This window comes from Aquimarina sediminis, from assembly GCF_002895435.1.
Taxonomy (GTDB): domain Bacteria; phylum Bacteroidota; class Bacteroidia; order Flavobacteriales; family Flavobacteriaceae; genus Aquimarina; species Aquimarina sediminis.
The window spans coordinates 914,701-928,771 of sequence record NZ_POYJ01000002.1 but is presented as its reverse complement, the minus strand read 5'-3'; the positions used below and the strand labels follow the sequence as shown (position 1 = coordinate 928,771).

The following is a 14,071-nucleotide window of genomic DNA, read 5'->3' as shown; positions in this document are numbered from 1 at the left end:
GTATCAGAAAATCAAATAACTCTATAGTCAAAACTAATATTATGAATGTAAGCTTTGGCAGAATTATTGACTAATTTTGTGAATATTAAAATAACAAGAATTTTTAAACAATAAATTACTATGGCACTAGAAATAACAGACGCTACTTTTGACGAAGTAGTACTTAAAAGTGACAAACCTGTATTAGTAGATTTTTGGGCAGCTTGGTGCGGTCCATGTAGAATGGTTGGCCCTATCATAGAACAAATTAGCGAAGAATATGACGGGAAAGCCGTTGTAGGTAAAGTAGATGTTGATGCTAATCAAGAGTTTGCTGCTAAATATGGTGTAAGAAATATTCCTACAGTATTAGTTTTCCAAAATGGAGAAGTTGTAGGTCGCCAGGTAGGTGTTTCTCCAAAAAATGTATATGCTGAAGCATTAGATTCTCTTTTGTAAAAATTTGGCATTTAAAAATAAAAAAAGGTTTGACCTAAAAGTCAAACCTTTTTTTATGAATACTATTTTGCAATACGTATATTGTTACCAAACTAATCATTCATGTTTTCACTTTTTATGAAAGAATAACTGATGGATATTCAAAAAGAAATCAATAAAACAGGTGGATTCACCAATCTTGAATTACTTGCAAAACAAGTTGTAGAGGGCTTTATCTCTGGCATGCACAAAAGTCCTTTTCATGGTTTCTCTGCAGAATTTGCAGAGCATAAAGTATATAACAATGGAGAAAGCACAAAACATATTGACTGGAAACTCTTTGCCAAAACGGATAAGCTTTTTACCAAAAGATATGAGGAAGAGACAAATCTAAGGTGCCATATTATCATTGATAATTCTTCCTCAATGCATTACCCCAAAATAAAAGAACACCATCTGGAGTCATTAAACAAAATAAGTTTTTCGGTACTAGCAACTGCTTGTTTAATGAATATATTAAAGAAACAACGTGATGCTATAGGGCTTAGCATTTATAGCAATGAGTATGATTATTATGCTCCTGAGAAAGGTAGTGAGAGACATCATCAGATGCTACTTAATAGGCTAAACTCTACCATAACCAACGTTTCTGAAGGCAAAAACACCGACACTTATACTTTTCTACACCTGATTGCAGAGAAAATACACCGCAGGTCGCTAATCTTTTTGTTTACAGACATGTTTCAAGCCACTTCAAATCCTGAGAAATTGTTTGAAGCTCTTCGGCATCTTAAATACAATAAACATGAAGTTATTCTTTTTCACACATTTGATAGTGAGAAAGAACTCCATTTTGATTTTAGCAATCAACCTACTCGATTTGTAGATGTAGAAACAGGAGATTTTATTAATCTCTATGCCGATAATATTAAAGAAAACTATCAAGAAGCGGTATCCTCATATTTTTATGATTTAAAAATGAAATGTGCTCAATATGGGATAAAGTATGTAGAGGCGGATGTCACTAAAAATTTTGATAAAATTTTGACTACATATTTTATTGAAAGACAGAAGTTTGCCTAGAAACATAAAACTATTTTGAAAAAAAACACAAAAAATGCTTGCGGATAATGAAATGAGGTGTATATTTGCATCCGCAATAAGGCTTTGGTCTGGTAGTTCAGTTGGTTAGAATACCTGCCTGTCACGCAGGGGGTCGCGGGTTCGAGTCCCGTCCAGACCGCAAAATTGCAAAAAGCCTCAATATATATTGAGGCTTTTTTTTAGCAAGAAGATGTTGTGTTGTCTCACGCCTAGCGTGAGTGGTTTAGTAGTAAACCAATGAGAAGCTTTTCCATATAAATTTGGAGAGGCTTTTTTTAATTCATTTCTTTTCGTGTTTTATTCAACAAAAACAACCTTGGGTATTCTTTATCCCTGTTTAGCATTTTCAAAAACCCTGAATTCAGGGCGTTTTAAAACAACCCTTATTTATACTTTAGACCTAAGAAAATTTAAAGAAAATGAAAACTAACATTAGCTCTGTTGTATTCTCATTAGCCATTATCACCTCTTCTATTGTTCTTGGAAATGCATATATGAACAGAAATAAGCCAGAAAGAACAATCGCCGTTACAGGACATGGCACAACAAGCTTTTCTTCTGACCTTATAGTATGGGAAGGAGAATTCACAAAAACAAATAATGATTTACAACAAGCATACATAGACCTTAAAACAGACAAAAATACAGTTGCAGAATACTTGACTTCTAATAACATCGATCCCAAAACTGTAGTTTTTGATGCTGTAATCACGAATCGCACTACAAAATCGAACTACTCTGACACTGGTAATTATCTTGGAGAAAGTCCTACTGGATATCAATTATCGCAAACTCTTAAAATAAGCTCTTGTGAAATAGAAAAAGTCGAGGTAATATCCAGGGAGATTACGGAGCTCCTTAATCAAGGAGTTCAGTTTTATTCAAAAAAACCAAGATACTACTATACCAAACTTGCCGAGTTAAAAATAGAAATGATTTCTAAAGCTACCGAGAATGCACAATTAAGAGCTGAGAAAATAGCCAAAAATTCTGGATCAACATTGGACGAACTTACTGTTGCCAAAATGGGAATTTTTCAAATTACAGGAAGACATTCTGGAGAAGATCACTCCTGGGGTGGAGCACTAAACACTTCTTCCAAAGAAAAAACCGCTTCAATCACTACAAAACTAGTGTATACCATAAAATAATTCAAACCACATCTACTAGAATAGATTCCCCCAATTCTCTGATACTTTAATAAAAAAGAAGATCAGAAAACCAACTGATACTATAAACTTAAGAAAGGTCCCTGCCAAAAAGCCGATAAAAGAACCAAACGCAGCTTTTAAGGCTTTTGAAGATTCATTGCTATCTTTTATCAACTCTCCTATAAAAGCCCCAACAAAAGGTCCTATAATGATCCCAAAAGGTCCCATAAATATTATACCTATAATAAGACCAATAGAACTACCAATCATCCCGTATTTGGTTCCTCCAAATCTTTTAGTTCCCAAAGCCGGAACAACATAATCCAAAACCCAAACTACAAGCGAAATCCCAAGTGTAATTCCCAAAAAAGTCCAGTTTTGAGGAACTGCATCGGTAATATGAAGAATTAACAACCCAATCCAAGAAGTAAATGGTCCTGGCAGTACAGGAAGAAAACTCCCTATTATCCCCAAAAGACAAAATAAAAAACCAATTATGATTAATGCTATATCCATGCGCTCTGTTTTAACTATATGACGGTAATGTTTCAAGTTTGTTACGCTTCTCAAAAACTACCTACAAAAAGAAGAAAAAAACATTAACACTTAAAACAGCATGGCTTTTTTCCTTGGAATAAAACTTTACAAACGACTAATATTCAACGCCTAAAAATACACTTAACACTTTATAATAATACTGTAAAACCATAAAATGATCTTATTTTTAAATATTTACACTAGTATAATTTTACAAATTTGTTAAAATTTTAACTGTATTTTAACTTATTTTTGTTTTTATCATTTTTTTACATATATTTATGTAAGAAAATTCATACCTACAAAATGAAATTAATCTTTATAACATCGTTTTTATTATTAATTTCCTGTTCAAAAGGAGTTTTCACAACTTCTGAAAACAACAGTTACCTGGAAGATACTGATCGTATATCTCCACCAAAAGAGGATATCATTCTAATATTTAATTTAGAGTTCAAAAAAGACAACAACCAATCAGGAGGTATATCCATCTCACTAAGAGATAAAAACCTAGCCGAAGGTTTTCTAAAAAAAGATTTTGATCGTATCCCTTCTATTCCTAAAGATAAGTATAAAATATCTCTTGCTAATTCAGATTTTCATATTATCAAAAGTACAATTATTGAAAATCCTCTACACCAGCATGTTGAATATGAAAATGACCAACATCAATTACAATATAAACCGATAACCAAAGAGTCTTCTATTGTTTCTTTTAGAGCAAGATATGAGAAAGCTATAGAATACGTAATTATAGAGTATGCTGATGATAAACCTAACTCCCAATTTTTAAAAAAAATTAAACTATAACTTAATAACGCAAACCCCAAACACCCCAAAACTAATGAAAAAACTCTACCCCACCCTTATTACCCTTATGCTCATTTTATGGCAGTATCCTCAAGCTCAAACTTTTGAGGTTGTGAATATGTTGAATAATGGATCTAATTCCGAAAAGGTAAATATCGTCTTTGTTGGAGATGGTTATCAGAGCAATGAGATGACGAAGTATATCAATGATGTACAAGCAGTTGTGGATGCTTATTTTAATATTGCACCATATAACGAAATTAAAACAAGTTTTAATGTGTATGCTATTAAAGTACCCTCAAATGAGAGTGGTGCAGGTCTAACACCAGAAACTCCTGTTGACAACTATTTTGGTAGTACATATGGTAACTATGGAATGGATCGCCTTTTGGTTCCTTCAAAACAAGATTTACTTAATAACGTTGTTAATCAAAACACACCTTTTCATGACAAGTTATTTGTAATTGTCAATCACACCAAATATGGTGGATCAGGAGGTAATTATGCAACTTTCTCTACTCATGCAGATGCTCTTGATCTTGCACTACATGAAGGTGGTCATTCTTATGGCGAATTGGCAGATGAGTATTGGGCAGGAACAGCACAGACCGAAAAAGTTAATTTAACTCAAAATTTAGATTCAACAACTATAGTCTGGAATCAATTTCTAGGGCAATCAGGTGTTGGTATTTACCCACATGAAGAGGCTCCTACCTGGTATCGTCCTCATCAGAATTGTAAAATGAGATTTTTAGCGGCTTCCTTTTGCCCTGTATGTCAACATCAAATAAAAGTCAAAACTAACGCTCTTATGACCAATACAGGGATTGGCTTACCAGTACCAGCCGATCTAGCAGCAATAAACATAACGACGAACTCTTTTACAGGTACATGGACAGCATCACCAGGAGCCACTACTTATGATGTTCAATTATATGAAAACGACGCTTGGGTTACCAAAGGATCTCCAACTACCAATAGTTTTGATTTCTCTCAACTTGTAATTCCAGAAGATGAAGATCAGTATTTTCGTGTACGTGCCACTGATAGTCTTGGTAGTAGTAATTATTCTGATTTCTTTCAAGTTGTTCTTGTACCAACAGTACCTATAGGCTTAAATACCGCTAATATTACTGGAACCTCTTTTACGGCTAACTGGACAGCAAATAAATCTCCTAGTGCTACTTCTTATGATGTTTATTTATGGGAAAATAATAGCTGGGTTTTAAAAGGATCTCCAACAACGAATAACTATAATTTTTCTGGATTAGCTTTGAATAGTACTCAACATTTTATAGTACAGGCTCATAATGGCACTGGAAGTAGCGATTATTCTGATTCTTTTACAGCAAACCTTGTTGCCCCGGCTACTCCAGGAATCCCAACTGGTTTGAATGCTTCTAACATTACTGGAACATCTTTTACAGCCAATTGGACAGCAGTAGCTGAAGCCACATCATATGATATTCAGCTACTGGAAAATGGAACTTGGATCACAAAAGGATCACCTGTAACGAATACTTTTGATTTCTCTGGTCTTGCGTTGGATAGTTCGCAAACATTCCGTGTTCGCTCCAAGAATAGCGCAGGAAATAGTGACTACTCTGCTTCTTTTATAGTAAACCTTGTTAGTCCTGTTATTCCAGGAATCCCAACCAATCTAAGTTCTAGTAATATTACAACAACCTCGTTTACAGCAAACTGGACTACTTCTACTGGTGTCACTACTTATGATATGCAACTATGGGAAAATGGAGCGTGGACCATAAAAGGATCTACTCCAAACAACACTTATAATTTCTCAAATTTAGCATCAGAAAGTACTCAATACTTACGTATTAGAGCTACTAATACTGCAGGTAGTAGTGACTATACCGATTATATCACAGTAACTCTTGTATCTACTGCACCAAGTAGTATCCCTGCTGTCCCTTCAGGTTTAAGTACTGCTAATGTTACTCCAACATCTTTTACTGCAAACTGGACTGCTTCTTTAGAAGCTACTTCATATGATATTCAATTATGGGAAGGCGGAGCCTGGGTTACAAAAGGATCTCCTGCGACTAATACTTATAATTTTACAGGATTAGTTTCTGGAAGTATTCAATATTTCCGTGTACTGGCTACTAATAGCCTTGGCAGTAGTGAATATTCTAACTATGAGTCTATTCAACTTCCCACGGCTCCTGCTGCTCCACCTGTAGAAAATAATATTTTTATACACCCTAATCCTGTAAGCAATATATTGTCTATCAAAGGTGACTTAGAGAATCCTGTTGTAAAAGTAATGGATGTTTATGGAAATGTTTTTGTAGAAAAATCTTTGGGAGATCATTTAGAATTAGATCTATCTCATTTAAGCCCTAAGGTTTATATCTTAAACATTAGATCAAAAGATATTAACGAAAACATTCGTTTTATCAAAGAATAAATTATAATGCTCTATTCATAGAAGCGAAAAGAAGGGTTTTAAAATATTTTAAAACCCTTCTTTTTTATTTAAATCGTATCCCTTATTTCATTTCCTCCAAATATGATGAAAACTACGTCATTTGATCATAAAAAAATAAAATACAAATCTTACATTTTAAAAAACAATTAATTTAATAGGTAATTTCTTACATATTCTAAATTTATGTTAATTTAATTTTGTATATTGTTCAACAAATTAACACAAACTCTAACACATGATCACTCAAACTCTTTTTCTTTCAATTTTCTTATGTGAGAATAATTATTGGAATTACACCTCATCATTATCTTAATTTTTCTAAAAGGGAAAACTTAGAAAATATTAACCGATCCTTCCTATATTTTATAGTAAAAACTTGTATTTCTTTAGTCATAAATTGATTTTCAATAATCAAAACAAAAAAATATAATCTAGGTTGAATACAAAAACATTTGTTGTTTTAAAAAACCTCTAACTTCTTTTATAAAACACATAAGAATTATTTATATAACCATTAAACATCTTGGTTCATATCGAAGTTTCTTATTAAAAAATCCCAGCAAATCTTAAGAATTAACCACAAACTCAAATCAAATGAAAAAAGCCAAACTATTACTAATGGTCATATTAGTATTAAGCCAATGTTTACAAGCTCAAAATTTTGAAGTTATTAATATCATGAATAACGGTTCTACCTCTAAAAAAGTCAATATCGTTTTTTTAGGAGATGGTTATCAGAGTCATGAGATGAATAAATACCTTACAGATGTACGAAAGGTAACAGACAGTTATTTTAAAACAGCTCCGTATAACTCCATTAAAACAAGTTTCAATGTTTTTGCGATTAAAGCACCGTCTAATGCAAGTGGAGCAGGTCGTACTCCACAAAGTCCTGTTGACAATTATTTTGGTAGTACATATGGCTATGCCGGGATGGATCGTCTTTTAGTTGCTTCAAAAACAAGTCTCGTCACCCAAGTAGCAAATGCCAACACACCCTATTATGATCAAATATTTCTAATTGTCAATGACTCAAAATATGGAGGTTCTGGTGGTGAAATAGCAACTTTTTCGACACATACAGATGCCTTAGGTCTTGCATTGCACGAAGCAGGGCACTCATATGCAAAACTAGCAGATGAATATTGGGCAGGAAGTCAATATGCCGCCGAAAAAGCTAACCTAACTCAAAATGGAGATGCTATTACTGTTAAATGGAATAAACTTATAGGAAAAAACGGTGTGGGTGTCTATAAACATGAAGAAAGCCCTTCATGGTATCGCCCTCATCAAAATTGCAAAATGAGATACCTTAATAGCACCTTTTGCGAAGTATGTCAAAATGAAATAAAAACAATAACCAACGATCTTTTAGGAAATTCTGGAGGCGGTACACTTGGAGTACCAACCAACTTGTCTGCATCCAATATCACCTCAACTTCTTTTTCAGCAAACTGGAATACATCAACGGGTGCTACTTCTTATGATGTTCAGTTATATGAAAATGGAACATGGACAACCAAGGGATCTCCAGCAACAAACACTTATAATTTCACTGGATTACAACCAAATAGTGAGCAACATTTTCGAGTAAGATCTGTTAACAGCACAAACAGTAGTGATTATTCTAATTACCTGGCAGTGAATCTTACATCTAATTCTACTATTCCGGCTACACCTTCTGGATTGAACTCATCTAATGTAACAGCCACTTCGTTTACCGCAAACTGGAATCAATCAACAGGCGCTACTTCTTATGATACTCAATTATGGGAAAACGGAGCTTGGAAAACTAAAGGATCTTCTACTGCAAATACTTACAGTTTTACTGGGTTAGTATCAGCAAGCACGCAATATTTTCGGGTGCGGGCTACTAATAGTAAAGGTAGTAGTGAATATTCTGATTATTCTACAGTTAAACTTCTTTCTGGTGGGGGACAAACAACAATTCCTTCTACACCCTCTGGGCTAAATGCCTCTAATATATTATCATCATCATTTACGGCAAACTGGACAGCTTCTTCAGGAGCTACATCATATGATGTTCAATTATGGGAAAATGGGGCATGGAAAACCAAAGAGTCCTCGACAACTAATACTTATAATTTTACTGGATTAGCATCAGCAAGCACGCAATATTTTCGTATAAGAGCTACAAATAGTGCAGGTAGTAGTGACTATTCTAATTGGAAATCTATACAACTGGGATCGACTCAGGCGCCTCCAATATTGAATATAGGATATAAAAATTTAGTCATTTACCCAAACCCAGTAAGTGATGTACTATATATCAAAGGTAATCTAGAAAACCCTTTTATAAGAGTGATGGATATTTACGGAAATATCTTCCTTCAAAAAACATTAGGAGATAATCTAATGCTGGATCTATCCCATTTAGATCCCAAAATTTACATCTTGAACATTCAATCAAAAGAAATTAACAAAACTATTCGATTTATTAAGAAATAAACTATAACCTGGTATTACAAAAACCAAAAGAAGGATTTTGTTTCAGTACAAAATCCTTCTTTTTATTTTAATAAATATGTCCATAATGTTTCAGATTTGTTACGCCAATATGAATATACTCATCTTATAGGTTATTAATAATTCTTTGTGCTTTCCATTACTTTTTTATTTATTTTTTTTGCCTTAGTAAACGGCAAACAAATTACTAATTGATCATAAAATTTCCCCAAAATATGAGATCATTTTTAACACTATCCATTTCACTAATGGTATTCTTATCCTCATTTTCACAAAACAACCCTTTCTTAAAATGTAAAAATGAAACAAACGAACGTATAAGAAGAAACTGCATTACTAGTGCTATACAAACCTTTGTGGATACTAATTACAATATTTCTGCAATTGTACCATATGCAAAATCCGGAACCAATAGGATTTACACCCGCTTTAAAGTTGATCAAATTGGGCGAATTATAGATATACAAGCAAAATCATCATCCCCAGAACTAGAACTAGAAGCGATAAGAACTCTTGAAGCCCTACCATATACGATTCCTTGGTTGCAAACTGACACTGGTTTGGAAGAAGAAAAGACCTTTGAAAACACATACACTTTACCTATAATTTTTCAAATTAATAATAGCGTAATAGACCTATCTTCACATAAAAAAAATATCGATAATGATTAACATCTAAGATTACACTCTGCTTTATCTTTTAACCCTCTATTCCTTTCTATCTCTTAAAAATTTTATGTAGCTTGGCAATCCGAAATAGTTTACGGATAATGAATCTAAGATATTGGTATATAAGTCTATTGGTTGTTATGGTATTTTCATGCAAAGATTTTGTGCTAAAAAAAGAAAGCAAAGACGACATTATAGAAGAAGGGCTGAAAAAACTTAATAGAAACGAAGTAGAACAACCTCCTTTATTTGCTGCTTGTAAGTACAAAGCTGTAGAAGAGCTCGAGCAATGTTTCCAAAATACAATCACCAAACACATATATAACTATCTTGCCAAACACACCATAACAGTAAAAGAACCTATTAACGACACCATATGGGTACCATTACTTATTACTAATCAAGGCAAGATAATACTCGAAGATTTCGAATTACCTCCCTCTATAAAAGTTCATATTCCTGATCTAAAAGATAGTTTAAAAAAAAGTATTGCTTCTCTACCAGAAGTTAAACCAGCACATACACGTAGCACGCCAGTTAATACACTATACAAACTTCCTTTGGTATTACATATCGAATAAGACAATACTTATTCATAATTGCGTAGTTTTGTAAAAATGCAGCTTTCAATTGGAAAACGAAAAAATCATATTGGGTATTGACCCAGGAACCATCATTATGGGATTTGGACTTATTAAAGTTCACAAGAAAAAAATGTCTTTTTTACAATTAAATGAACTTCAACTTGGTAAATACGATGATCATTACTTAAAATTAAAACTCATCTTTGAACGAACAATAGAGCTAATAGACACTTATCATCCAGACGAAATAGCCATTGAAGCACCTTTCTTTGGTAAAAACGTGCAATCTATGCTTAAGCTAGGTAGAGCTCAGGGAGTAGCAATGGCGGCTGGATTAAGTCGAGAAGTCCCTATCACAGAATATTCTCCCAAAAAAATCAAAATGGCTATCACCGGTAATGGTAATGCTAGCAAGGAACAAGTTGCCAAAATGCTACAAAGCTTATTAAAACTTAAAACCTTACCTAAAAACCTGGATTCTACAGATGGTCTCGCTGCAGCAGTATGCCATTTTTATAATATGGGTAGGGCAGATATTATTGGTAAAAGCTACACAGGTTGGGCAGCTTTTGTAAAACAAAATGAGAAACGAGTAAAGAAGTAAAGTGTAAACAAATTTTCTGATTTTAATTTCTCTCAACTAAATAAAATTAAACATCATCAGCGGTATCTATATACATATTCCTTTTTGCAAGCAAGCTTGCCACTATTGCGATTTTCATTTCTCTACTTCTATGAAAAAAAAAGATGAGATGATTACTGCATTATGCAATGAAATCAAATTAAGACAATCAGAAGTGGATTCTGAAGAAACAATCAAAACCATTTATTTTGGAGGAGGTACGCCAACAGTATTATCCGTAGATGAATTGCAACTTATTTTAGACACAATCTATAAGAATTACAAAGTTGATCAAGACGCAGAAATTACAATAGAAGCAAACCCAGATGATCTAACCGAAGAAAAAATAACATCTCTAGCCAAAAGCAAAGTAAATAGATTAAGTATTGGTATTCAATCTTTTTTTGAAACAGATCTTAAAATGATGAACCGGGCACATAATGCAGAGGAAGCCAAAAAATGCCTCACTATCGCTACTAGTTATTTTGATAATATTTCAATAGATTTAATCTACGGCATCCCAAATATGTCCATGCAACGATGGAAACAGAACATTAGATTGGCTCTGGACTTTGGAGTTCCACACATTTCATGTTATGCTTTAACGGTTGAACCTAACACTGCATTACCTAAATTGATTGAAAAAGGAAAAATCCCTTCTGTTGATGATGATTTAGCACAAGAACATTTTAAAATTCTGGTAGACACCCTAGAACATGAAGGTTTTATTCATTATGAATTATCTAATTTTGGCAAACCAGAATATTTCAGCAAAAACAATACTGCCTATTGGCAAGGAAAACATTATCTGGGAATAGGACCTTCTGCCCATTCGTTTAATGGAAAACAACGAAGCTGGAACATTAACAACAATACAAAATACCTCAAAGAAATTCATCAAAATATACTCCCAAAAGAAATCGAAAATTTAACCACTACAGATGTTTACAATGAATACATAATGACAGGATTGCGTACTATCTGGGGTGTATCAATACAAAAAGTAGAAAAGGATTTTGGGAAAAAATATAAAGAACATCTTCTAAAACAAGTTCAAAAATTTATAGATCAACACCTTATATCCTTAGACAATGACACTTTACTAGTCAGCAAAAAAGGAAAGTTTTTAACCGATGGTATTGCAAGTGATCTTTTCTTATTAAATTTAGAGTGATATTGTAAATCTGGGGCTATGCAAGAAAAATATGACACAATCGGCGTTAACTACAATCTGACCCGAAAAGCTGACCCTTACCTTTTTAGTAGACTACAATCACTTTTAAGCCCTTCATTAGAAGAAACATACCTTGATATAGGGTGTGGAACAGGAAATTATACTACTATTTTTTCGGAAAAAGGATATCAATTTATCGGAATTGATCCTTCTTCTGAAATGCTAGAAAAAGCTGCATCTAGAAATAATTCAATAAGCTGGAAAATAGGAAAAGCTGAAAATATAGAATTACCCAAAGAAAGTGTTCATGGGATTATTGCAAGCCTAACCATACATCATTGGTCTGATATATTTAAAGGGTTTTCTGAACTTAATAGGGTATTAATACCAAATGGAAAAATTGTAATCTTCACAGCCACTCCAAATCAAATGAAAGGGTATTGGCTAAACCATTATTTTCCAAAAATGATGGCAGATTCTATTGCCCAAATGCCACCCTACCACCAGATAGAATCCACTTTGAAAGCAAATAACTTATATATAAAAACTACCGAGAAATACAATATCTTACCTGATTTGCAAGATCTTTTTTTGTACTCAGGAAAAAACAACCCTTCGCTATATCTAAAACCTACAGTACGCCATGGTATATCCTCTTTTTCATCTTTGGCAAACATCAAAGAAGTAAATCAAGGGTTAGCTACTCTCGAAAAAGATATTGTCTCAGGAAAAATAAAAGATATAATTTCAACTTACAAAAATACCAAAGGTGACTATCTTTTTATAGTAGTCGAAAAAGTTTAATATGATTACAACAATAGAACACAACAATCAATCTTATAAAGTTGATCTTTCCAAACCTCTGGATATATCCATTCCTTTACGAGCTGATAAAGAAAATGTAAATGCATGGTATATTCCCAAACCAAGGATAGAGCCTGTTACTGATGGGCAATGGGTTGGGCAAGTATCCAAAGGTGCTTCGACTAACTTTAATAATATTTTTTTTAATCCACATGGTCACGGAACTCATACAGAATGTGTTGGTCATATTACTCCAGAGTTTCACAGTATCAATGATGCTCTAAAGCAGTTTTTTTTTATTGCCGAAGTTGTTTCCCTTCAACCAGAAGAACAGGGAGGAGATAAGGTATTCACCAAGAAGCATATTGTAAACTCATTATCTTCTGTAACTCCTGAAGCTATAATTATAAGAACACTACCCAACACAAACGACAAAAATACCAGACAGTATTCTAATACCAATTGGCCTTACCTAGAAGAAGAAGCTGTTATATATCTTAGAGAATTAGGTATCGAACATCTTCTTATTGATCTACCATCGGTCGACAAAGAAAAAGACGAAGGGAAATTATTGGCTCATAAAGCTTTTTGGAATTACCCTGAAAAACCAAGACATGCTGCAACTATCACAGAAATGATTTATGTAAATGACAAAATCCTTGATGGGCAATACCTTCTTAACCTCCAGATAGCACCCTTTGTTAATGATGCCTCTCCAAGCAAGCCTGTACTCTATAAAATATTCGAAGAATGAAAACAATTTTACAACTTGAAGAAATTGCAATGTTAGGACTGGGGGTTTGTACTTTTAGCGTATTATCATATCCATGGTGGTTATTTCTTGTCTTGTTTATGTTGCCAGATATTGGAATACTAGGGTACATCATAAATACTAAAGTCGGAACATTAAGTTACAACCTATTTCATCATAAAGGCGTAGCTATCTTAATTTATGGTTTTGGTTTTTACATGTCGACAGAAGCGCTACAGCTAGTCGGGGTAATTCTTTTTTCTCATGCTGCATTTGACAGAGTTCTTAGATACGGTCTTAAATACGAAAAAGGTTTCAAATTCACTCACTTAGGTGTAATTGGGGAAAGAACGACTCATAAATAGTCCTGTATTACTCTTTTTAAACGGCAAACCTAAAAAAAATGGCTCTCCAGTTATTCACACCTGGAGAGCCTCAATTGAAACAACGTGCATTTAACACAAACTCAACTCATACATAATAAAGTTTCAATTGTTCTTTTTATTTAAT

General features: G+C 33.4%; 14 protein-coding genes and 1 tRNA gene. 14 read left to right on the top strand and 1 reads right to left on the bottom strand.

The genetic code is table 11. The features are described 5' to 3' along the window. Positions 1 to 120 precede the first annotated feature (120 nt). The 4 genes from trxA (at position 121) to C1X07_RS08390 (ending at position 2,672) form a co-directional block, all read left to right on the top strand. The gene (trxA, locus tag C1X07_RS08405; RefSeq protein ID WP_034247085.1) at positions 121 to 438 is read left to right on the top strand and encodes a thioredoxin; all 318 of its coding nucleotides are present in this window, start codon (positions 121 to 123) and stop codon (positions 436 to 438) included. A 132-nt stretch (positions 439 to 570) separates the two neighbouring features. Beyond that, positions 571 to 1,500, top strand: a complete 930-nt coding sequence (locus C1X07_RS08400; RefSeq protein WP_103069526.1) for a DUF58 domain-containing protein — start codon at positions 571 to 573, stop codon at positions 1,498 to 1,500. 86 nt (positions 1,501 to 1,586) lie between these two features. Beyond that, positions 1,587 to 1,660, top strand: a tRNA-Asp gene (locus C1X07_RS08395). A gap of 280 nt (positions 1,661 to 1,940) precedes the next feature. Then, positions 1,941 to 2,672 carry an SIMPL domain-containing protein gene (locus C1X07_RS08390; RefSeq protein ID WP_103069525.1) on the top strand — a complete coding sequence of 244 codons (732 nt, stop codon included), beginning with the start codon at positions 1,941 to 1,943 and terminating at the stop codon, positions 2,670 to 2,672. Between the two features lie 15 nt (positions 2,673 to 2,687). On the opposite strand, the gene C1X07_RS08385 is transcribed toward C1X07_RS08390, so the two are convergent. Further along, complete coding sequence (locus tag C1X07_RS08385; RefSeq protein WP_103069524.1) at positions 2,688 to 3,188, bottom strand: DUF456 domain-containing protein; 501 nt, start codon at positions 3,186 to 3,188, stop codon at positions 2,688 to 2,690. A 327-nt stretch (positions 3,189 to 3,515) separates the two neighbouring features. Between C1X07_RS08385 and C1X07_RS08380 the strand changes: the two genes are divergently transcribed. From C1X07_RS08380 to C1X07_RS08335, 10 genes are all read left to right on the top strand, one after another. Further along, on the top strand, positions 3,516 to 4,019 hold the full coding sequence (locus tag C1X07_RS08380; RefSeq protein WP_103069523.1) for a hypothetical protein: 504 nt from the start codon (positions 3,516 to 3,518) through the stop codon (positions 4,017 to 4,019). 34 nt (positions 4,020 to 4,053) lie between these two features. Further along, the gene (locus C1X07_RS08375) at positions 4,054 to 6,450 is read left to right on the top strand and encodes a fibronectin type III domain-containing protein (protein ID WP_103069522.1); all 2,397 of its coding nucleotides are present in this window, start codon (positions 4,054 to 4,056) and stop codon (positions 6,448 to 6,450) included. 615 nt (positions 6,451 to 7,065) lie between these two features. Continuing rightward, positions 7,066 to 8,940, top strand: coding sequence for a M64 family metallopeptidase (locus tag C1X07_RS08370; protein WP_103069521.1), 1,875 nt, complete (start codon positions 7,066 to 7,068; stop codon positions 8,938 to 8,940). A 233-nt stretch (positions 8,941 to 9,173) separates the two neighbouring features. Further along, positions 9,174 to 9,629, top strand: a complete 456-nt coding sequence (locus C1X07_RS08365) for a hypothetical protein (RefSeq protein WP_128755222.1) — start codon at positions 9,174 to 9,176, stop codon at positions 9,627 to 9,629. A 98-nt stretch (positions 9,630 to 9,727) separates the two neighbouring features. Next, a complete protein-coding gene (locus C1X07_RS08360) occupies positions 9,728 to 10,207 on the top strand; it encodes a hypothetical protein (protein ID WP_103069519.1) in 480 nt (159 codons plus the stop codon). Positions 10,208 to 10,256: 49 nt separating this feature from the next. Continuing rightward, positions 10,257 to 10,814 (top strand): crossover junction endodeoxyribonuclease RuvC, encoded by a 558-nt coding sequence (gene ruvC / locus C1X07_RS08355; protein WP_103069518.1) that lies wholly within the window; start codon positions 10,257 to 10,259, stop codon positions 10,812 to 10,814. A 55-nt stretch (positions 10,815 to 10,869) separates the two neighbouring features. Beyond that, positions 10,870 to 12,006 (top strand): radical SAM family heme chaperone HemW, encoded by a 1,137-nt coding sequence (gene hemW / locus C1X07_RS08350; protein WP_103069517.1) that lies wholly within the window; start codon positions 10,870 to 10,872, stop codon positions 12,004 to 12,006. Positions 12,007 to 12,024: 18 nt separating this feature from the next. Further along, complete coding sequence (locus tag C1X07_RS08345) at positions 12,025 to 12,810, top strand: class I SAM-dependent methyltransferase (RefSeq protein WP_103069516.1); 786 nt, start codon at positions 12,025 to 12,027, stop codon at positions 12,808 to 12,810. A 1-nt stretch (position 12,811) separates the two neighbouring features. After that, entirely contained in the window at positions 12,812 to 13,564 is a 753-nt protein-coding gene (locus C1X07_RS08340) for a cyclase family protein (protein WP_103069515.1), read from the top strand. After that, positions 13,561 to 13,926, top strand: coding sequence for a DUF4260 domain-containing protein (locus tag C1X07_RS08335; protein ID WP_103069514.1), 366 nt, complete (start codon positions 13,561 to 13,563; stop codon positions 13,924 to 13,926). The genes C1X07_RS08340 and C1X07_RS08335 overlap by 4 nt, the downstream gene beginning before the upstream one ends. Positions 13,927 to 14,071: the final 145 nt, after the last annotated feature.